This is a genomic window from Modicisalibacter radicis, assembly GCF_900961225.1.
Lineage (GTDB): Bacteria > Pseudomonadota > Gammaproteobacteria > Pseudomonadales > Halomonadaceae > Modicisalibacter.
This window is the reverse complement of the sequence record NZ_CAAHFN010000098.1, coordinates 31513-50951: the sequence shown is the minus strand read 5'-3', so window position 1 is coordinate 50951 and position 19439 is coordinate 31513. Positions and strand designations below refer to the sequence as shown.

The following is a 19439-nucleotide window of genomic DNA, read 5'->3' as shown; positions in this document are numbered from 1 at the left end:
TTCACGACCCGTTGCCCCAGCCCAGCTGCTTGGCCAGCGAAAAGGCATGATTCGCGGCGGGCACGCCAGCATAGACGGCGACATGCATGAGCACCTGGCGCAACTCGGCCTCGGACAGGCCGATGCGCTGAGCGGTCTTGAGATGCAGCTCCAGCTCCTCACGGCCCAGCGCGGCGAGAATCCCGGTGGTGATCATGCTGCGCTCGCGTCGCGTCAGGTCGTCGTTGCTCCACAGCTCGCCCCAGGCCAGCCGGGTGATCATCTGCTGGAAGGGCGCGTCCAGGCTGGTCGCCTTGCCCGACGCGCGGGCCACGTGCGCTTCGCCGAGTACCTGCTTGCGGGTCTCCAGGCCCGTCGCGTAATCGACGCCCCGCTCGCCGACATCGCCCGGGTCCACCATGAGCGTTGCCAGCAACACGGCCGCCAGCCGTTCGGGCACTTCCACCGAGGGCACGTGACCGACGCCGTCGAAGATCTCCAGCGGCGCGCCATCGCACTCCTCGGCCAGCGCCTCGAGCGTCGCCGGCGGCGTGGCCATGTCCTCGCCGCCGCCCAGCAGCTGGATGCTGACCGACTTGCCGTGCAGCCGATCGGTGAAGGAGTCGCGTCCCAGCATCTCGCACAGTCGGGCGTAGGATTCGTCATCGCCACGCCCCATCTGTACGCACCAGCCGGCCTTCAACGCCGGATCGGCGGCGACGAGCGCCGGCGCGAACCAGCGCGGCACGATCTCCTCGGCCATCGCCGCCAGACCCTCTTCACGCACGCGCCGCGCACGGGTATTCCACAGCTCGGCAGTGCCGATCACCGCACCGGTATTGGTCAGGGTCGCCGACAGCAGCCGCTCGGCATGGGCGGCGACAAGTTGCTGGCCGACCACGCCGCCGATCGAGGTGCCGACGAAATGAAAACGTCCGCCGCCGGCGTGATCCGCCAGCGCCAGCGCCTCGAGCGCCAGGTCGGCCGCGGTGATATCGCCGCCCTGCGCAGGCCAGGCCTGGCTGGCACCGTGTCCCGGCAGGTCCCAGGTCAGCACGCGGTAGCGCGGCAGCAGCCGGGCCAGCACGTCGTCCCACACCGCCTGGGTCATGCCCAGCGGGTGCGCCAGCAGCATCAGCGGGTTGGCCTCGCTGCCCAGCAGGCGGTAGGCGACGCTGCGGCCATTGATGTCGAGAAATGCCATTGCAGCCTCCTTAAACCCGTTCGATGACCGTGGCGATCCCCTGCCCCACGCCCACGCACATGGTGCACAGCGCGAAGCGCTTGTCGCTGAGCGCAAGTTCGTGGGCCGCCGCGGTGATGAGGCGCGCCCCGGACATGCCCAGCGGGTGGCCCAGCGCGATCGCCCCGCCGTTGGGGTTGACGCGCGGGTCGTCGTCCTTGAGCCCCAGCTCGCGCAGGCAGGCCAGCGATTGCGAGGCGAAGGCCTCGTTGAGTTCGATATGATCGAGCTGGTCGAGACTCATGTTCAGCCGATCGAGCAGCTTGCGCGTCGCCGGCACCGGGCCGATGCCCATGATCCGCGGCTCCACGCCGGCGGTGGCCATGCCGTGGATGCGCGCGATCGGCACCAGGTTGTGGCGCTTCATCGCCGCCTCGCTGGCGACGAACATTGCCGCCGCACCGTCGTTGACCCCCGAAGCGTTGCCCGCGGTGACCGAGCCCATCACGCTGGAGCCGGCAGCCCGGAACGGCGTGGGTAGCGTGGCAAGCTTCTCGAGGGTGGTCTCGCGCGGGTGCTCGTCGGTATCGAAGACCAGCGGCTCCTGCTTGCGGCGGGGAATCTCGATGGGCACGATCTCGCGCGACAGCCGGCCGCTGTCCAGGGCCCGCTTGGTCTTGAGCTGCGAGGCGTAGGCGAACCTGTCCTGGTCCTCGCGGGAGATGTTGAACTGCTCGGCGACGTTCTCCGCGGTCTCGGGCATCGAGTCGACCCCGTACTGCTCCTTGAGCAGCGGGTTGATGAAGCGCCAGCCGATGGTGGTGTCCTCCATCACCTGGCCGCGCGAGAACGCCGTCGGCGCCTTGCCGACCACGTACGGCGCCCGCGACATCGACTCGACGCCGCCGGCGATCATCAGCTCGGCCTCGCCGGCGCGGATGGCGCGCGCCGCGGTGCCGATGGCGTCCATGCTCGACCCGCACAGCCGGTTGATGGTGGTACCGGGCACGCTGGTCGGCAGCCCCGCGAGCAGCAGCGACATGCGCGCCACGCTGCGGTTGTCCTCGCCGGCCTGGTTGGCGCAGCCCATGATCACGTCGTCGATGGCCGCCGGATCGAGATCCGGGGCCCGGGCGAGCAGCGCGCGAAAGATGTCCGCGGCGAGATCGTCGGGACGCACGCCGGCAAGCGCCCCGCCGAATTTGCCGACCGCCGAGCGGATCGGATGACACAGATAGACGTCAGTCATAACGCACTCCTTTATCAATAATTCGAGCTGAAACGCGGCGAGCGATGGCCAGACAAGGCAGAAAGCAGTGAGGAAACGGAGTTGACGTATGTGTCAATGAGTATTCCGAAGTGCTTTCTAACGCCGTATGGTCGAGCGCAGGCCGTTCCAGCCGAACTTATTCGCCGGCGTGGTGGCGGTCGGTCCTGTCCTTGAGTTCGCGCAGCACGCTCAGCTCTTTCTCGCTGGGCGCCTCGGTGGTCTCGAGCGTCTCGGCGAAACGGATCTCCCAGCCGGTGGCCTCCTGCACCTGCGCGGCGCTCACTCCCGGGTGCAGCGAGACGACCACCAGCTCCCTGGTGTCGGGGTCGGGGCGCATCACGCACAGGTCGGTGATCACTCGGGTCGGGCCCTTGCCGATATTGGGCACGCCATCGCGGCCCTTGCCGTCACGCCCGAAGCCCAGCGTGGTGACGAAGTCCACCTCGTCGACGAAGGTGCGCGTGGAGTGCTTGAGGGTGATGAAGATCTCGCCGGCGTTGGTGGCGATCTCGGGCGCCCCGCCGCCCCCCGGCAGGCGCACCTTGGGTGCGGTGTAGTCGCCGATCAGGGTGGTGTTGAGGTTGCAGTAACGATCGATCTGCGCGGTGCCCAGAAAGCCCACGTCGACCTTGCCGCCCTGCAGCCAGTAGCGGAACATCTCGGGTACCGACACGGTGGTCAAGGCGGTCTCGCACAGTTCACCGTCGCCGATCGACAGCGGCAGGACCTCGGGCTTGGTCTGCAACGTGCCGGATTCGTAGATCAGCACCACATCGGGGGCGTGGGTCAGCCGCGCCAGGTTGGCCGCCTCGGAAGGCAGGCCGATGCCCACGAAGCAGGTGCTGCCGTTTTCCAGTGCCCGCGCCGCGGTGACGGTCATCATTTCCGCAGAGGTGTATTGGGTCGTCATCAGGCATCTCCTCCCGCAGTGAGGACGTTCTTCTCGAGCCATTCGTTGAAGGCGCCGCGATCGCGGGCAATGGCATCCCACTCCTTGTAGAAGCGGTTGTTGCGCGGATAGTAGCCGTGAGCGTACGACGGGTAGGCGCCCTTCTCGGCGACCGCCACGGTGCTGACCGCCCAGCCGGGAATCACGCAGGCGTTGGGCGTGGCGCCCAGGTCGTCGACGATCTCCTCGACGGTGACGATGCTGTGCCTGGCCGCCAGCACCGCCTCCTTCTGCACGCCGATGATCCCCTCGACCAGCACGTTGCCCTTGCGGTCGGCCTTCTGTGCATGAACCACGCTGACGTCGGGGCGGATCGACGGCACCGCGGCGAGCTTCTCGCCGGTGAAGGGGCACTCGATGAACTTGATCTGGTCGTTGACCTTGGGCAGGTCGCTGCCCACGTAGCCGCGCAGCACCGCCAGCGGCAGACCCGAGGCGCCGGCCTCGTAGGCGCAGGCCATCGCCGCGTGGCTGTGTTCGAGGATCTCGACGTGATTCGGGTAGTCCTTCTCCACCGCGTCGCGCAGCCGATGCAGCGAGCCGACGCCGGGATTGCCGCCCCAGGAAAAGATCAGCTTCCTGACGCAGCCGGCGCCGATCAACTGATCGTAGATCAGGTCGGGGGTCATGCGGATCAGGGTCAGGTCGCGCTTGCCCTGGCGAATGATCTCGTGACCGGCGGCGAATGGAATCAGGTGGGTGAAGCCCTCCATGGCCACCGTGGCGCCGTCGTCGACGTAGCGCGCCACCGCGTCATGCAGGTTGAGGAATTCGGCCATGATATCGTCTCTCAACGCATAATGTTCGTCTGGTGAACACAGGTTTGCAATACGAACAAGCTAATCCAGATCCGCTCGGCGCGTCAAACGCGAACGGGCCGTCTGCGCGGCCCGTCGCTGTTTCCCCGGATCCCTGAAACGGCTTTTAAAACAATCCTCTTCTTAGCCCTTGAGACGTTCGCCCACACGCTCGGCGAGCGCTCGACTGCTACCAATGTATAACTCCGGACGCACCGCCTCGCGTAGCGCCGCGGCATCGATGTTGCTGCCCGCGACCCGCTCATGGGCCAGCAACGCATCGGCATAGGCGATCCCGTCGCGACGCGCCACTTCACTGGCCTCGCGGGCCACCCGCCTGGCGTCGTCGTTGTTCAGGACCGTCTGCAGCACCCGCGCCACCGGTTCGGCCATGATCGCCCCCCCGGTCACCTCCAGGTTGCGCGCCATGGCCTGCGTATCGACTTCCAGCCCCGCGAGCAGGTGGCCGAGGGTTTCCAGCGCCCCCTCCAACAGCAGCACGCCATCGACCAGCGGCGCCCATTCGGCGTGCCACTCGCCCAGCCCACGCTCCAGTGGCTGGGCGCCGGCGTTGACGAGCACGCTCAAGGCACCGTGAATCTGGCGCGCCGCGGCACGGATCCGCGCGCAGCCCACCGGGTTGCGCTTGTGCGGCATCGACGACGACTCGCCGACACCGGCCTCGGCCGGCTCGGCCAGCTCGCCGACTTCGGTCTGGGTCATCAGCGCCACGTCGAGGGCGATCTTCTCGGCGGCCACGGCGACGCCATCCAGCGCGCAGCCCAGCGCATGGATCGGCTGACGATCGGTGTGCCACGGCAGCCAGGGTTCGCTGAGCCCCAGTCGCCGGGCCATGCCCTCCATCAGCGCGACGCCGTGTTCGCCCTGCCCCGAATGCACGCCCACCGCCCCGCCGAACTGCAGGTAGAGACCGCTGTCGATCGCCGTGTCGAGGCGCTGGCGGGCCTGATGCAGCCCCCACAGCCATTGGCCGACCTTGGCGCCGAAGGTGATCGGCAGCGCCTGCTGCATCAGCGTGCGACCGATCATCGGCGTGTCGCGATGGCGTTGCATCAGCGCCGCGCCATCGGCGAGACTCTGCCCGAGCAGTCGCGAGCAGCGCTCAAGGCGCGGCTTGAGCAGCAGCATCAGCGCGCTGTCGACGATGTCCTGGCTGGTCGCGCCACGGTGAAAGGCCCCTTTCAAGTCGTCGGCAAGCGCCGCCCGGGCCTGCTTGACGAAGGGAATCGCCGCATTGCCACCCTTGGCGGTGTCCCGTGCCAGCGCAGCGATATCGAAGTCGACCCCCTCGAGCTGTTCGGCCATCGCTTCGGCACTGCCCGCCGGCAACAGTCCGAGCGCCTGCTGCTCGGCGGCGAGCGCCAGCTCGACGTCGCACATCGCCCGTACCAGCGTCGTGGCCTGGCACGCCTCGCGCCCGGCATCGCTCATGAAAGGGTGGCGTAACAGCAGGTCATACATGCGCATTTTCTCCGGTTGACATGCCACTAATGGTGAAATGGCGTACACATGTTCGCAATTCGAACTCTATGCTAGAGTCACAGCGAGTCGACGACAACGTGTCCTGCCCCCGACGCGCTCGGACTCCCGGCACGAGGCTGTTCAGCAAGACTCCCGCTAACACGCAACACAGGAAGAGTGGCGCCCATGACAACGCACCTGAAGGATGAACCGCTGAGCCCCGACGACCGGGACTTCGTCACCGCGCTGGCCAGCGGTCTGGATGTCATCCTGGCGTTCGACCATGCCAATCCGCGCATGACCCTGAGCGAGGTCGCCGCCAAGACCGGCATGAACCGGGCGCGGGCGCGGCGTTTCCTGCTGACCCTGAACTCGCTGGGCTACGTGCGCAAGCAGAACCGCCACTTCGAGCTGGCGCCGCGGATCCTGCAGTTGGGCTACGCCTTCCTGTCGGCCAACAATTACCGCACGGTGATCCAGCAGCATCTCGAGGACATCACCGCGCAGATCGGCGAATCGTCCTCGCTGGGTGTGCTCGACGGCAGCGACGTGATCTACGTAGCACGCTCGGCGGCGCCTCACCGGCTGATGGCGATCACCCTGTCGGTGGGTACCCGGCTGCCGGCGGCGGCCACCTCGATGGGTCGCGTGCTGCTTGCGCAACTGCCCGAGGCCGAGCTCGAGGCATTGCTCGACACGGTCACGCTGGAGCGCTACACCGAGCGCACGATCGTCGACAAGGACGAGCTCCGCGTGCGCTTGCGCCAGGTTCGCCAGCAGGGCTACTGCATCGTCGACCAGGAGCTCGACTCGGGATTGCGCTCGCTGGCGGTGCCGGCGTTCGACGCCAACGGCAAGCTGCTCGGTGCCCTCAACGTCAGCACCAACGCCGCCCGCATCGACCTGGCCACGCTCACCGAGCGCTTCCTGCCGTTACTGCAGGAAAAGACCCGTCAGATCGCCATCCAGGTCAGTTGACGTCTTTCACCGCGCTCCAACCGTCAAGCTGATGAGGAAGGATAGATGGCCGGCAGCCTGATCGAACGCACACTGCGGGTACTCGAGACCCTGTCCAGCGAACCCGACGGCATCCCCCTGCAGCGGCTGGCCGAACGCTTGGAGATTCCCAAGAGCGCCGCGCATCGCATCTGCAACGAGTTGATCCGGCTGGGTTACGCCCGCCAGGAGACCCGCACCGGCCATTACCGGCTGTCGACCCGACTGGTTGCACTGGGTTTTCGCTACCTGGGCAGCACCGGCGCCAGCGACGTACTGCAACCCATCCTCGACCGGCTGGCCGCCGAGACCGGGGAACTGGTGCGCCTGGGGGTGATCGAGGGCGATCGCCAGACCTGGATCGCCAAGGCCCAGGGCTCCCGCACCGGGCTACGCTACGATCCCGACATGGGCCGTGAGGCACCGCTGCGCTATACCGCCTCGGGGCAGGCCTGGCTGGCCAGCCTGGACGACCACACCGCCCTGACCCTGCTCGCCCGCCAGGACGACGATCCCGAGCGCTTCGGCCCCAACGCGCCACGCACCGACGCCGAGCTGCTCGAGCGTCTGGCGCTGGCTCGGGAGCGCGGCTACACCTGCTGCGTCGACAGCTCGGCGCTGGGCACCTCGGCCTTCGGCGCGGTCATCCGCCACCCCATCAAGCATCACCCGATCGGCGTGATCAGCGTCGCCGGGCCCAGCGTGCGGCTCACCGAAAGCCGCATGCACGAGCTGGCCCCCAAGCTGCTGCAGGCCGTCGAGGAACTCTCGCACTGCAGCCAGTCATCGCAGCTTTTCACCGAGTGACTCGCCCCCGACAAGGACGTTGCCGTGCTCGACATCTTCGCCATCACCACTCCGATTTCCCTGCTGGTCGGTATCGGCTACCTGGCCGTGGTGCTCCGCCTGCTCGACAAGAGCCAGGTCCAGAGTCTGGGCGGCTTCATGATCAATTTCGCACTGCCCGCTGCCGCCGCTCGACCCCGCACTGGCCACGGCGGCGATCGTCATCGCCAGCGTAAGCACCTTGTTGTGGCTCATCGAGGCGCACCGGCTGCCCATTCCCTGATACCTGCATCGGCACAGCAACGAAAATTGCGAACAAGCGTACGTATTGCATATTTCGGAACCTCGTTCTAGTTTCTCCAAACACTCCTTGGAGAGTTTCACGATGCCCGCTTCCCAACCCCTGCGCATCGCCTTGATGGGCGCCGGCGCCATGGGTCGCCAGCACCAGGCGACGATCGCCCGTCAGCCCGACGCCGCGCTTTGCGCCATCGCCGACCCCGGCGATGGCGGCCAGGCCTTCGCCGCTGAACTCGGGGTGCCAGCCTATCGCGACCCGCACGCGCTGCTCGCCGCCGAACGCCCCGACGCCGCGATCATCGCCACCCCCAACGCCCTGCACGTCGCCGGCGCTCTCGACTGCCTGGCGGCAGGCGTGCCGGCGTTGATCGAGAAGCCCGTGGGGGTGTCACTGGAGGAAGTCGCCGCGCTCGTCACCGCGGCCCGTGGCCACTCCACACCGCTGCTGGTCGGCCATCACCGTCGCCACAACCCGCTGATCGGCCGTGCCCGCGAGCTGCTCGCCGACGGCGTGCTGGGCGAGCTGACCAACGTCACCGCGCTATGGCAGCTGCACAAACCCGACGACTACTTCGCCGCACCCTGGCGGCGCACCCCCGGCAACGGCATGCTGCACACCAACCTGATTCACGACCTCGACCTGCTGCGCCACCTGTGCGGCGAGATCATCGAGGTCCAGGCGATGACCAGCCAACGGCTGCGTGGCTTGCCCTATGCCGACACCGTGGCGCTGACGCTGCGCTTCGCCAGCGGTGCGCTGGGTACGCTCAACGCTTCGGACACCGCCAGCGCACCGTGGAGCTGGGAGCTGGCCAGCGGCGAGAATTCCGCCTATCCGCAGCAGCCCGACCAGCCCTGCTATCTGCTCGCCGGAACCACCGGCGCGCTGGCCCTGCCCCAGCTCCGCCTCTGGCGCTATGCCGACGAGCCGCACTGGCACGCCCCGCTGGTCGACGAAGCCGTCACGCCCGACGCCAGCACCGCGCTGGATCGCCAGTTCGCCCATTTCATCGCCGTGGTACGCGGCGAGGCACTGCCGCTGATCGGCGTCGAGGACGCCGCCCGCACCCTGGCACTGATCGATGCCGTCGAGCGGGCCGCCGCGAGAGGCCGCACAAGCCAGCCCCACTACCCCTGGGAGGCTTGAGTCATGGCCGCGCGAGAGCGTCATTGCGACCTGGTGGTGGTCGGTTCCGGAGCCGCCGGGCTTTCGGCCGCGGTGACCGCCGCTCATCACGGTCTCGAGGTGATCGTGGTGGAAAAGGAGAACGTGCTGGGCGGTGCCAGCGCCTGGTCCGGCGGCTGGATGTGGATCCCCCGCAACCGCCTCGCCCGTGAGGCGGGCATCGACGAGGACGTCGAGACGGTACGCAGCTACCTGCGTCACGAACTCGGCGAGCGCTTCAACGCGGCAAGGATCGACGCCTTCCTCGACGCCGCGCCGCGCCGCGCATGGTCGACTTCTTTCAGGCGCACACCGCGCTGCAGTTCCAGGACGGCAACGCCATCCCCGACATTCACGGCGACACCCCCGGCGCCGGCAGCGGCGGACGCTCGGTGATCGCCGCGCCCTTCGATGCCCGCCAGCTCGGCCGGCGCGTCGCGGACATCCGCCGGACCATGCCCGAGACCGCCTTCCTGGGCATGCCGATCCAGGCAGGGGCTGACCTGGCGGCGTTTCTCACCGTGACCCACTCGCTGCGCTCGGCCGCTTACGTGACCCAGCGCTTCACGCGTCACCTCTATCAGCTCGCCCGTTACGGCCGGGCGATGCACTGGGTCAACGGCGTGGCATTGATCGGGCGGCTGGTCAGGTCCGCCGATGCGCTGGCTGTGGAAACCTGGACCGCCTCGCCGGCCAAACGCCTGGCCATCGACGACGGCCGCGTCGACGGCGTGACGGTGGCAACCCGCGACGGCGAGGTGACGCTGCGCGCCCGGCGCGGTGTGGTGCTCGCCGCGGGCGGCTTTCCCCACGACATCGGACGGCGCCGGCGCTACTTCCCGCGCACCCCGACCGGCCGCGAACACCTGGCGCTGCCTCCCGAATCGGCGTGCGGCGACGGCACCGCCCTGGGCGAATCCGCCGGCGGCCACGTGAGTACCGGCTTGGCCTCGCCCGCCGCCTGGTGCCCGGTCTCGGCGGTACCCTACCGGGACGGTCGGGTCGGCCACTTCCCGCACATCATCGATCGCGGCAAGCCGGGAGTGATCGGTGTGCTGGCCGACGGCCGGCGCTTCGTCAACGAGGCCCACGGCTACTACGATTATGTGGCGGCGCTGATCGAGGCGGTGCCGGAGGACCAGCCGGTCGAGTCCTGGCTGGTCTGCGATCACCGCTTCCTGCGTCGCTACGGGCTGGGCATCGTGCGCCCGGTGCCGGTACCGTTCGGGCACTGGATCCGCCGCGGCTATCTCAAGCGCGGGCACACCCTCGAACAGCTAGCCTCACACTGCGGTATCGATCCGCCGGGGCTAACCCGGACCGTCGAGGCCTATAACGCCTCGGCCCGCCACGGCGAGGACCCCGAGTTCGGACGCGGCTCGACGCCCTACAATCGCAAGCAGGGCGATCCGGCACATGGGCCCAACCCCTGTGTGGCGCCGATCGAGAAAGGGCCGTTCTATGCGGTCAAGGTGGTGCCCGGCAGTTTCGGCACCTTCGCCGGGCTCGTGACCGACGCCAGCGCCCGGGTGCTCGATGCTAACGACCGGCCAATTCCCGGGCTCTACGCCGCCGGTACCGACATGGCCAGCATCATGGGCGGCTTCTACCCCGCGGGTGGCGTCAACCTGGGGCCGGCGATGACCTTCGGCTACATCGCTGCGCGTCACGCAGCGGGACTCGACGCAGACGCCCTGACCGGCACTCCTTCGAAAACGCGAGACATGCCATGAACGAGCGTTGTTTTTCGCTGGCCGCGCTGACCGTGCTCGAACTCTCGCCGCCCGAGATGGTCGAAGTGGCGGCACGGGCCGGCTACGACCGGGTCGGCCTGCGGTTGATCCCCGCCACCCCCGAGGAGCATCACTTCCCGCTGATCATTGATGCCGCCCTGCGTCGCCGGACCCGGGCACGGTTGCGCGACACCGGGATCAGGGTGCTCGATGTGGAAATCCTGCGCCTGAAGCCGGAAACCGACGTAGCCCGCGATTTCGCGGCGGCATTGGAAACCGGCGCCGAACTGGGCGCCAGCGAAGTGCTGGTCGCCGGCAACGATGACGACGAGGCCCGCCTGACCGACAATTTCGCCGCGCTGTGCGAGCTGGCCGAGCGCTTCGCCCTCCACCCGCACCTCGAGTTCATGCCCTGGACCGGCGTCCGCAATCTTTCCCAGGCCCGGCGCATCGTCGCCACGGCAGACCGTACCAACGCCGGGCTGCTGGTCGATGCCTTCCATTTCGAGCGTTCGGGCAGCCGGCTCGCCGAGCTGGCCGAGGTGCCACGCCACTGGATGCGCTACGCGCAGCTGTGCGACGTGGCCGGGCCACGCCCCGATTCGATGGACGAGATCATTCGCCAGGCCCGCCAGGCGCGCTGCTTTCCCGGCGAGGGCGACATCGACCTGGCCGGGCTGTTGGCGGTATTGCCACACGACGGGCCGCTGAGCCTGGAGATCCCCACCCAGGCCCTGCGCGAACGCGGCGTGAGCGCACTGGCGCGTGCCCGCGGGGCGCTGACAGCCAGCCGGCGTCTGCTCGATGGCAAGCCCTGAACGCGGTCACCGGCCGCCTCAGGGCGATCTCAGGGGGTTCAAGACAAGCGGCGCGTAGCCGGAGAACTAGTCGCGCAACGCGTCCAGCGCCAGCAGGTAACCGCGACTGCCCAGCCCGGCAATGATGCCGTCGGCACGCAGCGAGACGTAGGAGTGATGACGGAACGCCTCGCGCTTGTGGATGTTCGATAGGTGAACTTCGACGACCTTGCCGTCGAAGGCGTTCAGGGCGTCGAGGAGCGCCACCGAGGTGTGGCTGTAGGCGGCCGGATTGATGACGATCAGCGCGGTACCGTCGGTGCGCGCGGCCTGGATGGCATCGATCAGCTCGCCCTCGTGATTGCTCTGCCGGCAGCGAATGTCCCAGCCGTTCACTGCCGCTTTCTCGTACAAGCGGTTGTTGATGTCGTCCAGCGTCTCGTGACCGTAGATCTCCGGCTGGCGGGTACCCAACAGGTTGAGGTTGGGGCCATGCAGGACCAGCACCTTGGACGCGCTCATGCCTCGTTCTCCTTCATCAGTTCACGCTTGTAGTGGGCAAACAGCGCCGCGGCCTGCTCCTCGACCAGCGCCCGCTTGTCGGCATCTTCGCAGAAGAACTTGAAGGCATCGACACCCTGGAACACGAAAAGGCTCACGCCGCTGACCACCTGCGCGCCCACCGCCTTCGCCGCGGCGATGAACTCGGTCACCGCCGGCACGTAGACGGCGTCGAATACCCATTGATGGCCCTGGATAGCCGAGACGGGAAACGGGCAGCCGGGGCTCTTCTCGTGACCGATCGGCGTGCAGTTGACCAGCCCGTCGCAGCGCGCCGCGGCTGTTTCAACCTGCTCGGCGGTGATCGTCGACGCGGGGAAGCCGGCGCGCGTCAACTCCTCGGCGAGCCGGAGCGACTTCTCGGGGTCGAGATCGAGCAGGACGATCTCCTCGGCACCCAGCTTGCCCAGGCCGAAGGCCACCGCCTTGCCCACGCCGCCGGTGCCCACCAGCAGCACGCGACCCGGCGGGCGCTCGCCGAGGGTCGCCCGATAACCACTGATGAAGCCGGTGAAGTCGGTGTTCTCGGCCTGGACCGTGCCATTCTCGAAGATCAGCGTGTTGGCCGCGCCGACCAGTCGCGCGCCCTCGCCCGCCGCCGAGGCCACCTGGAGCGCGGCTTCCTTGTAGGGGTAGGTGACGTTGACGCCGCGATAGCCCTGCGCCATCACCTTGCGGACCTGGCTGTCGAGCGACTCGATGGGTTGTTCGTTGGCATCGAAGAGATCGTAGCTGGCGGGAATGCCCGTCAGCGTGCCCAGCCGGACGTGCAGGTCCGGCGAGCTGGAATTCATGATCGCCCTGCCGATCAGACCGAGTTTCATGCACTGTCTCCATTGCGGGAGCCGCCCTGGCGAGCCCCCGGTTGCCTAGCGGTGATTGCGTTCAGCGCTGCGCCGCCTGCGCGGCCAGGCGGATCGGGGCGTTTACCGCACCGAACTGCGAATAGTCGCCCCGCCGCTCGACCACCTCGAAGAAGAACCGGCCCATGAAGGTCTCGGTATAGGCGTGGAAGAATTCGCCGTCGTCGTTGCGGTCGTAGAGGATGTTGCGGGCACGCATCGCCTCGAGCAGGCCGTCGTCGAGATCGAACCGCGCCGCCAGGTCGTCGTAGTAGTTGGCCGGGATGCGCAGCATCGGCAGGCCTCGGGCGCGCATGGCATCGATGGTGGCGAAGATCTCGCCGGTGGCGAAGGCGATCTGCTGCACGCCGCCCTGATGCTCCGATAGGAAGCGCCCGGACTGGGTGTCGGAGGCCGACGAGACGTTCAGCGGGAGGCGAATCGAGCCCTCCGGGCTGGTCACCGTCTGGCTGATCATCATGCCGCGGGGATCGGCGATCTCGTGTTCGCTGCCGGCGGCGAAACCGAACACGGTGCGATAGAACAGCAGCCAGCCGAGCTGCTGGGTGGGCGGCAGCACATAGGACATGTGATCGACGTTGAGCAGTCCGGTCCCTTCGTCATGTGCGTCGTCGAACAGCATGAAGTCGGTTCGCCACTGCACGTCGCGGGCCTGGGCATCGTTGACCAGGTAGACCAGGCTGCCCTCGATCCCGCGCAGCGCGGGAATCTGCATCTCGCCCTCGCCCACCGGGCCGCGAAACAGCGGTGCCTGATAGATGCGCGCCCGGGCCATGGCGGTGTCGAGATCGCCGACCCGGAAGCCCACCGCGCATACCGAGGTGCCATGCAGCAGGCGGAAGGTATGGGCGAAGCTGTCGGTCTCGAAATTGAGCACCAGATGAATGTCCCCCTGGCGCCACAGCTCGACGTTCTTGGAGCGGTGCCGCCCGATGTGCCGGAAGCCCAGCGCCGAGAGGAATTCGCCGAGCGGCGCGGCACTCTCCTCGTCGAGGGTGAACTCGATGAAGTGGATGCCGCGGTACTCGGGCTGCGCCGGGGCCGGTTGCGACCAGGGCGCCCCTGCGACGGACTGCTCGAGCCAGATCAGCGAGCGCAGTCCATCCTTGGCGGTGGCGTCGCTCGGCGCGGCGCGAAAGGCGTCGTTGAAGATCTCCAGCGACAGCGGCCCGTCATAACCGGTCCTGGCCAGCGCCTGCATGAACGCCTCGAGCGGCAGCCGCCCCTGGCCGGGGAAGCAGCGGAAGTGCCGGCTCCATTGCAGCACGTCCATGTCCAGCAGCGGTGCGTCGGCGATCTGCACGAAGGCGATCTTGTCGGCGGGGATTCCCGCCAGGGTGTCGAGCTCGAAGCCGCGCGACAGGATATGAAAGCTGTCGAGCACCACCCCCAGCGCCGGATGATCGGCGCGCCTCACCGCCTCCCAGGCCACCCGGTAGTCGCTGATGTGGCGCCCCCAGGCCAGCGCCTCGAAGCCGACGCGCAGGCCGCGCTTGCCGGCCAGCTCGGCCAGTTCGCGCAGGTCGTCGACCACCCGCTGCATGTCGTCGATGCACTGCGGTGAAACGTTGCTGCAGACCAGCAGGAAGTCGGTGCCCAGCTCCTCCATGAGGTCGAACTTGCGCTCGGCGCGCTCCAGATTGCGCCGGCGCTGCGGCTCGGGCATCGCCTCGAAGTCGCGAAACGGCTGAAAGGCGACGATCCGCAGGCCGAGCGATTCGCACAACACGCGCACGTCGCCTGGCGAGCCATCGAAGGACAGCAGGTCGTTCTCGAATATCTCCACCCCGTCGTAGCCTGCGCGCGCGGCGGCTTCCAGCTTACTGCGCAGATCACCGCTAAGGCATACAGTGGCTATGGCTCGCATGACATACTCTCCTGATTCGCCGGGCCAGATAGCGTCGTCGACGTTGACGCCCCATGCAGGGTAGCGGGCGCTGAACGACCCATTGTTCGCATAGCGTTCGATAGTTCGCATTATGGACTGCTCGAGCACAATCCTGTCAAGCGCGCTCACCCGTCGAGCCCCCTTGAACCGGGACCTCGAGCGCCTGCGAAGCAGTTCTGGCACGACGTTCCACATTTGCTTCGACATTGGTCTTAGTGGAGTGTTCGGCGATTGACAGCATTGCAAGCCGTCTCTAGCTTGTTCGCAGATAGGACGACGATTCGCCTATCGAACACAATGCCATTGCGACGATGCCGCACACACGCTAAAGAACAACGCGTCGCACCGCCTGGAGGATAACAGCTCATGATCAAGCAACTACTGACCGGCCTGGCGCTCTCGGCCGGAACCCTGGCCGCCGTTTCGCCCGCCTTCGCCGACTACCCGGAGCGCAACGTCGAAGGGGTCATCCAGTGGGGTGCCGGCGGCGCCACCGACAATGTCGCCCGTAGCCTGACGCCTCATGTCGAGGAAGCACTGGGTACCAGCATCGTGCTCAACAATCGTCCCGGCGGCACCGGGGTGATCGGCATGAACACCGTCATGCAGAAACCGGCCAACGGCTATACCGTCCTTTATGGTGCCGAAAACCCGCAGCTTTACCCGATCATGGGTCTGGCCGACTTCGACTACAGCGCCATGACGCCGATCAACGTGATCGGCCAGGGCCTGGTGGTGATCGCCGCCCCGGCCGACAAGGATTGGCAGAACTTCGGCGACCTGCTCGACTACGCCCACGAGCACCCGGGCGAGCTGCGCATGGGCGGCACCGGCGCCGGCGGCCTGCCCAGCACCGTGCTGGCGATGGTCAACTCGGTCGATAGTCTCGACGTACGCAACGTCACCTTCGGCGGCGACGGCCCCGGCATCACCGCCATGCTCGGCGGACACATCGACTTCATGCCGCTGAGCCTGGCCGCCGCCCAGCAGCATATCGCCTCCGGCCGGCTCAAGGGTCTGGCCGTGCTGACCAAGGCGTCGATCGAGGAACTGCCGGACACCCCGCCGATCACCGACGCGTTGCCGCAGATCGAGTCCTACCTGCCCTGGGGGCCGTTCTGGGCCGTCGCGGTACGCAAGGACACCCCCGAAGAGATCGTCGCCACGCTGAGCGATGCCTACCGGAAAGGGGTCGCCCACGAGGATTTCCAGCGATTCCTCGCCGAAAATGGCGGCAAGGCGTTGAACCTGCAGGGCGAGGAAGCCGAGCAGTTCCTCGAACGCTGGCAGTCGGTGACCGCCTGGGCACTGCAAAAGGCCGGTTCAGCCAAGGTCTCGCCGGAAGAGGTCGGCATCCCCAAGCCGTAACCATCAGACCCGTTCAGGCGACGGCGGGGCTATCCCCGCCGTCGCCGCGTGGAGACTTCCATGTCCAAAGACACTCAACTCAAGGCCGGCGAACGGGCGTTCAATGGGCTGTTGCTGCTATTCAGCCTGGGGATCCTCTACGAGGCCTACCAGATCGCCGGGCTCGCTTCGATCAATTCGCCCGGCGCCTTTCCGATCATGCTCGGGCTGATCATGACTGGCTCGATGCTGGCCATTCTCTGGGGCCAGCGCCATCACCCCAAACCGGATACCCGGGGCGCCCTCGACGAGGCCCGCCAGTTCACCCGGCAACACTTTCCGCTGCCGATCGTCGTCTTCTCGGCGATGGCGATCGGCTACCTGGTACTGCTGCAACTGGTCGGCTTCCTGATCGCCACGGTACTGTTCCTGTTCGTCTCGCAGGTCTACCTGCGCCGCGGCCGTTGGCTGGCCTCGGCCCTGATCACCCTGGGCGCCACAGCCATCATCTACGCCCTGTTCAAGCTGCTGTTTCAGGTGTATCTGCCCTGATCGACCGAGGTTCCCAGCATGGCTGATTCGATTTCCTATTTCCTGATGGCGTGGCTCGACCCGTCACTGCTGATGCTGACGGCGATCGGCACCCTGGCCGGCATCTATGTCGGCGCGATTCCCGGCCTGTCGGTGACCATGGCCACCTCGATCCTGATCTCCTTCACGTTCGCATGGGATGTCAACGATGCCCTGGCGTTGATCGTGGGCATCTATACCGGTGGAGTCTACGGCGGTTCGCGCACCGCGATCCTGCTCAACATTCCCGGCGCGCCCTCGTCGGTGGCGACCTCGTTCGACGGCTATCCGCTGGCCCAGCAGGGTGAAGCCGGCCAGGCCATCGGTTTGAGCACGGTGATGTCGGTGATCGGGGGCCTGCTCGGTACGCTGGTCCTGGCCAGCGTCGCCCCCTATTTGTCCGACATGGCCCTGCAGTTCGCCCCGCGCGACTATTTCCTGATTGCCGTGCTCGGCCTGCTGCTGGTCGGCAGCCTGGCCGCCGAATCGCTGTCGCGCGGCATCTTCGCCGCCTCGCTGGGCGCGGTCATCGGCCTGGTGGGACTCGACCCGGTCACCGCCGACCCGCGATTCACCATGGGCAGCATGCAGTTGATGGGCGGCATTCACTATGTCGTGGTGATGATCGGCATGTTCGGGGTCGCCGAGGCCTTCTTCCAGTTGCACCAGCTCAACGTCAAGCCGGTGCGCCAGAACGTCGACAAGATCATTCCCTCGCTGCATCTGGTGCTCAAGTTCCTGCCGCTGTCGATCCGCACCTCACTGATCGGCGTGATCGTCGGCGCACTGCCCGGCACCGGTGGCGACATCGCCTCGCTGTTCGCCTACGACCATGCCAAGCGTTCGGTCAAGAATCCCAGCAAGCCATTCGGCCAGGGCGCCTACGAGGGCCTGGTGGCCCCCGAGACCGCCAACAACGCCGCGGTCGGTGGCGCCTACGTGCCCATGCTGACGCTGGGCATGCCGGGCGACGCGGTCACCGCGATCATCATCGGCGCCCTGGTCATCCATGGCCTCAATCCCGGGCCGATGCTGATGATCCAGACACCCCATATCTTCTGGTTCACGGTGGGCAATCTGGCGTTGGCCAACATCTTCCTGCTGATCTTCGGCCTGACCGGCATCAAGGTCTTCGCCAAGGTGGTGGAACTGCCCAAGGCGATCCTGATTCCGTTGATCCTGGTGCTTTGCGTGGTGGGCAGCTATTCGCTCAACAGCAGCATGACCGAGGTCTACTGGATGCTCGGCTTCGGCCTGCTGGGCTACTTCATGAAGATCTTCCGCTTCCAGATGGGCCCGGTCATTCTCGGCGTGATTCTCGGCCCGCTGATGGACGAGACCTATCGCCAGGCGATGTCTTCGGTGGGTGACGACAGCGGCGCCTTCCTGCTGGCCCTGGTGACCAACCCGCTATCGCTGATTCTGAGCATGGCGGTGGTTCTGCTGCTATTGAGCAACACCCCGCTCAAGGCGATGCTAGCCAGACGCAAGACGCGCTGACACGTATCCTGCGGGCCCTCAACCGGGCCCGCTCGCATGATGACGAGTCCATTCATGGCGCAGCCTCTCGAACATCGCTTCGATGCCCTGGTCTTCGATTGCGACGGGGTCATCCTCGATTCGGCGACGCTCAAGCGCAGCGCCTTCGCCGACTTCTATCGCGACGAGCCCGAACCGTTACGCCAGGCCATCCATGCCTATCTCGCGCGTGGCGGCGGCCAACCACGCGACGTGAAATTCCATCATATCGAAGCGCACATCCTCGGCCGACCGATCAGCGAGGCGCGCATCCGCGAGCTGTCCCGGGCCTTCGCCGAGCATATCGAGTCGCGGGTCGCCGATGCGCCGATGCTGCCCGGCGCTCATGAATTTCTGAAACGCTGGCGGGGCCGCCGGCCACTATTCCTGCTTTCGGCGACGCCCCAGGCGGAGCTGCGCCGGGTGATCGAACAACGCGGCTTGAGCGAGCTTTTCGACGACGTTCTCGGCGCACCGCCGGACAAGGTCAACGGGCTGCGCAACCTGATCGAGCGCCACGGTTTCGCCGCGGCACGCACGGTAATGATAGGCGACTCCTACAACGACTACCGGGCCGCACGCTCCAACGGGACGCATTTTGTCGGCATCCTTGCCGACGATACAGGTCATTCACCCTTCCCGTCCGACAGCGTCACCCTACCCGACCTCGGCGATCTCGAAGCCGGCCTCGAACGCTTGTCCACGGCTGAGTGATCAGCGCGGGTTTTCCCATCTATTTTCTATTTATTTGTACGGCGAAGAGACCTTATCAACACGATCAATGCCTCGTCGAGCGTCATCCGGCCGACACTCGAACGGCCCGTCGAGCGCATTCTTCGCTACCTGAAAAAAGGCATTGGCAATTAAAACCTCACTGTCACAACCAAAGTATAAGCGTATAAAAACGACTTAAATACAAGGTGCTGCCTTGCCAACACCAATTATCCGGCCCTTCCGCATTGACAGGAAGGGCTTTTTTTTTCAGTTTTGCTATACGCAAGACGAATCAATGTTCGTATTGCGAACTTAAAATAACGAGCCAACAATTAGCCGGGGAACTAAAAATGCCAACCAAACCACCGTGAATAGTCTCTCTCGGGACCGCTTCCTTCCTGGGCAAAACACACCAGGTGCATTACACGCCATCAGAAAAACGCATGGAGAGACGATGAAAAATTAATTCTCTCCGCGCCTGATAACCGCATACTCGTTCATGCGCACAACGCTCATAATTTCCTACAAAGGGCAGCTCACC

Annotated in this window: 19 protein-coding genes; 10 read left to right on the top strand and 9 right to left on the bottom strand. The window is 66.4% G+C overall.

All coding sequences use genetic code 11. The features are described 5' to 3' along the window. Position 1 precedes the first annotated feature (1 nt). From HR9077_RS17385 to HR9077_RS17365, 5 genes are all read right to left on the bottom strand, one after another. A complete protein-coding gene (locus HR9077_RS17385) occupies positions 2-1183 on the bottom strand; it encodes an alpha/beta fold hydrolase (protein WP_136068560.1) in 1182 nt (393 codons plus the stop codon). 10 nt (positions 1184-1193) lie between these two features. Beyond that, positions 1194-2411: a 3-oxoadipyl-CoA thiolase gene (gene pcaF, locus HR9077_RS17380; protein ID WP_136068558.1), complete on the bottom strand. Its 1218-nt coding sequence runs from the start codon at positions 2409-2411 to the stop codon at positions 1194-1196. A gap of 157 nt (positions 2412-2568) precedes the next feature. Then, positions 2569-3342 carry a CoA-transferase subunit beta gene (locus HR9077_RS17375; protein WP_136068556.1) on the bottom strand — a complete coding sequence of 258 codons (774 nt, stop codon included), beginning with the start codon at positions 3340-3342 and terminating at the stop codon, positions 2569-2571. Continuing rightward, positions 3342-4160, bottom strand: coding sequence for a CoA transferase subunit A (locus HR9077_RS17370; protein ID WP_136068554.1), 819 nt, complete (start codon positions 4158-4160; stop codon positions 3342-3344). Before HR9077_RS17370 ends, HR9077_RS17375 begins: the two co-directional genes overlap by 1 nt. 162 nt (positions 4161-4322) lie before the next feature. Next, positions 4323-5660, bottom strand: a complete 1338-nt coding sequence (locus tag HR9077_RS17365; RefSeq protein ID WP_136068552.1) for a class-II fumarase/aspartase family protein — start codon at positions 5658-5660, stop codon at positions 4323-4325. A gap of 186 nt (positions 5661-5846) precedes the next feature. Between HR9077_RS17365 and HR9077_RS17360 the strand changes: the two genes are divergently transcribed. Both HR9077_RS17360 and HR9077_RS17355 read left to right on the top strand, forming a co-directional pair. Then, a complete protein-coding gene (locus HR9077_RS17360; RefSeq protein ID WP_210725958.1) occupies positions 5847-6638 on the top strand; it encodes an IclR family transcriptional regulator domain-containing protein in 792 nt (263 codons plus the stop codon). 45 nt (positions 6639-6683) lie between these two features. Then, entirely contained in the window at positions 6684-7463 is a 780-nt protein-coding gene (locus tag HR9077_RS17355; protein WP_136068550.1) for an IclR family transcriptional regulator, read from the top strand. Here HR9077_RS17355 and HR9077_RS21940 read toward each other — a convergent pair. Beyond that, positions 7440-7697, bottom strand: coding sequence for a hypothetical protein (locus HR9077_RS21940; protein ID WP_168380987.1), 258 nt, complete (start codon positions 7695-7697; stop codon positions 7440-7442). The two genes, HR9077_RS17355 and HR9077_RS21940, sit on opposite strands and share 24 nt — an antisense overlap. A 130-nt stretch (positions 7698-7827) precedes the next feature. Between HR9077_RS21940 and HR9077_RS17345 the strand changes: the two genes are divergently transcribed. From HR9077_RS17345 to HR9077_RS17335, 4 genes are read left to right on the top strand one after another with little or no spacing between them, the layout of a single operon-like run. Then, positions 7828-8889, top strand: a complete 1062-nt coding sequence (locus HR9077_RS17345; protein WP_136068548.1) for a Gfo/Idh/MocA family protein — start codon at positions 7828-7830, stop codon at positions 8887-8889. Positions 8890-8892: 3 nt separating this feature from the next. Then, positions 8893-9303: an FAD-dependent oxidoreductase gene (locus tag HR9077_RS22250; RefSeq protein WP_244613332.1), complete on the top strand. Its 411-nt coding sequence runs from the start codon at positions 8893-8895 to the stop codon at positions 9301-9303. After that, entirely contained in the window at positions 9195-10640 is a 1446-nt protein-coding gene (locus HR9077_RS17340; RefSeq protein WP_244613330.1) for an FAD-dependent oxidoreductase, read from the top strand. Before HR9077_RS22250 ends, HR9077_RS17340 begins: the two co-directional genes overlap by 109 nt. Continuing rightward, positions 10637-11458 (top strand): sugar phosphate isomerase/epimerase family protein, encoded by an 822-nt coding sequence (locus tag HR9077_RS17335; RefSeq protein WP_136068546.1) that lies wholly within the window; start codon positions 10637-10639, stop codon positions 11456-11458. The genes HR9077_RS17340 and HR9077_RS17335 overlap by 4 nt, the downstream gene beginning before the upstream one ends. 66 nt (positions 11459-11524) lie before the next feature. On the opposite strand, the gene aroQ is transcribed toward HR9077_RS17335, so the two are convergent. The 3 genes from aroQ to HR9077_RS17320 all read right to left on the bottom strand — a co-directional run bounded on the left by aroQ (position 11525) and on the right by HR9077_RS17320 (position 14728). Continuing rightward, complete coding sequence (gene aroQ, locus HR9077_RS17330; protein ID WP_136068544.1) at positions 11525-11959, bottom strand: type II 3-dehydroquinate dehydratase; 435 nt, start codon at positions 11957-11959, stop codon at positions 11525-11527. Next, the gene (locus HR9077_RS17325; protein WP_136068543.1) at positions 11956-12822 is read right to left on the bottom strand and encodes a shikimate dehydrogenase family protein; all 867 of its coding nucleotides are present in this window, start codon (positions 12820-12822) and stop codon (positions 11956-11958) included. Before HR9077_RS17325 ends, aroQ begins: the two co-directional genes overlap by 4 nt. Before the next feature lie 61 nt (positions 12823-12883). Beyond that, on the bottom strand, positions 12884-14728 hold the full coding sequence (locus HR9077_RS17320; RefSeq protein WP_136068541.1) for a bifunctional sugar phosphate isomerase/epimerase/4-hydroxyphenylpyruvate dioxygenase family protein: 1845 nt from the start codon (positions 14726-14728) through the stop codon (positions 12884-12886). A 387-nt stretch (positions 14729-15115) separates the two neighbouring features. Between HR9077_RS17320 and HR9077_RS17315 the strand changes: the two genes are divergently transcribed. The 4 genes from HR9077_RS17315 to HR9077_RS17300 are packed head-to-tail and all read left to right on the top strand — an operon-like array spanning position 15116 to position 18898. After that, positions 15116-16117 (top strand): Bug family tripartite tricarboxylate transporter substrate binding protein, encoded by a 1002-nt coding sequence (locus HR9077_RS17315; RefSeq protein WP_136068539.1) that lies wholly within the window; start codon positions 15116-15118, stop codon positions 16115-16117. Positions 16118-16177: 60 nt separating this feature from the next. Then, positions 16178-16648: a tripartite tricarboxylate transporter TctB family protein gene (locus HR9077_RS17310; protein ID WP_136068537.1), complete on the top strand. Its 471-nt coding sequence runs from the start codon at positions 16178-16180 to the stop codon at positions 16646-16648. An 18-nt stretch (positions 16649-16666) separates the two neighbouring features. Next, positions 16667-18166: a tripartite tricarboxylate transporter permease gene (locus HR9077_RS17305; RefSeq protein ID WP_136068534.1), complete on the top strand. Its 1500-nt coding sequence runs from the start codon at positions 16667-16669 to the stop codon at positions 18164-18166. Positions 18167-18220: 54 nt separating this feature from the next. Further along, positions 18221-18898, top strand: coding sequence for an HAD family hydrolase (locus HR9077_RS17300; protein WP_136068532.1), 678 nt, complete (start codon positions 18221-18223; stop codon positions 18896-18898). The last annotated feature ends 541 nt before the right edge of the window (positions 18899-19439 follow it).

Bases quoted from the DNA above. Each gene is read 5' to 3' on its own strand.
- HR9077_RS17385 (WP_136068560.1), bottom strand. From the start codon at position 1,183: ATGGCATTTCTCGACATCAATGGCCGCAGCGTCGCCTACCGCCTGCTG.
- pcaF (WP_136068558.1), bottom strand. From the start codon at position 2,411: ATGACTGACGTCTATCTGTGTCATCCGATCCGCTCGGCGGTCGGCAAA.
- HR9077_RS17375 (WP_136068556.1), bottom strand. From the start codon at position 3,342: ATGACGACCCAATACACCTCTGCGGAAATGATGACCGTCACCGCGGCG.
- HR9077_RS17370 (WP_136068554.1), bottom strand. From the start codon at position 4,160: ATGGCCGAATTCCTCAACCTGCATGACGCGGTGGCGCGCTACGTCGAC.
- HR9077_RS17365 (WP_136068552.1), bottom strand. From the start codon at position 5,660: ATGTATGACCTGCTGTTACGCCACCCTTTCATGAGCGATGCCGGGCGC.
- HR9077_RS17360 (WP_210725958.1), top strand. From the start codon at position 5,847: ATGACAACGCACCTGAAGGATGAACCGCTGAGCCCCGACGACCGGGAC.
- HR9077_RS17355 (WP_136068550.1), top strand. From the start codon at position 6,684: ATGGCCGGCAGCCTGATCGAACGCACACTGCGGGTACTCGAGACCCTG.
- HR9077_RS21940 (WP_168380987.1), bottom strand. From the start codon at position 7,697: ATGAGCCACAACAAGGTGCTTACGCTGGCGATGACGATCGCCGCCGTG.
- HR9077_RS17345 (WP_136068548.1), top strand. From the start codon at position 7,828: ATGCCCGCTTCCCAACCCCTGCGCATCGCCTTGATGGGCGCCGGCGCC.
- HR9077_RS22250 (WP_244613332.1), top strand. From the start codon at position 8,893: ATGGCCGCGCGAGAGCGTCATTGCGACCTGGTGGTGGTCGGTTCCGGA.
- HR9077_RS17340 (WP_244613330.1), top strand. From the start codon at position 9,195: ATGGTCGACTTCTTTCAGGCGCACACCGCGCTGCAGTTCCAGGACGGC.
- HR9077_RS17335 (WP_136068546.1), top strand. From the start codon at position 10,637: ATGAACGAGCGTTGTTTTTCGCTGGCCGCGCTGACCGTGCTCGAACTC.
- aroQ (WP_136068544.1), bottom strand. From the start codon at position 11,959: ATGAGCGCGTCCAAGGTGCTGGTCCTGCATGGCCCCAACCTCAACCTG.
- HR9077_RS17325 (WP_136068543.1), bottom strand. From the start codon at position 12,822: ATGAAACTCGGTCTGATCGGCAGGGCGATCATGAATTCCAGCTCGCCG.
- HR9077_RS17320 (WP_136068541.1), bottom strand. From the start codon at position 14,728: ATGCGAGCCATAGCCACTGTATGCCTTAGCGGTGATCTGCGCAGTAAG.
- HR9077_RS17315 (WP_136068539.1), top strand. From the start codon at position 15,116: ATGATCAAGCAACTACTGACCGGCCTGGCGCTCTCGGCCGGAACCCTG.
- HR9077_RS17310 (WP_136068537.1), top strand. From the start codon at position 16,178: ATGTCCAAAGACACTCAACTCAAGGCCGGCGAACGGGCGTTCAATGGG.
- HR9077_RS17305 (WP_136068534.1), top strand. From the start codon at position 16,667: ATGGCTGATTCGATTTCCTATTTCCTGATGGCGTGGCTCGACCCGTCA.
- HR9077_RS17300 (WP_136068532.1), top strand. From the start codon at position 18,221: ATGGCGCAGCCTCTCGAACATCGCTTCGATGCCCTGGTCTTCGATTGC.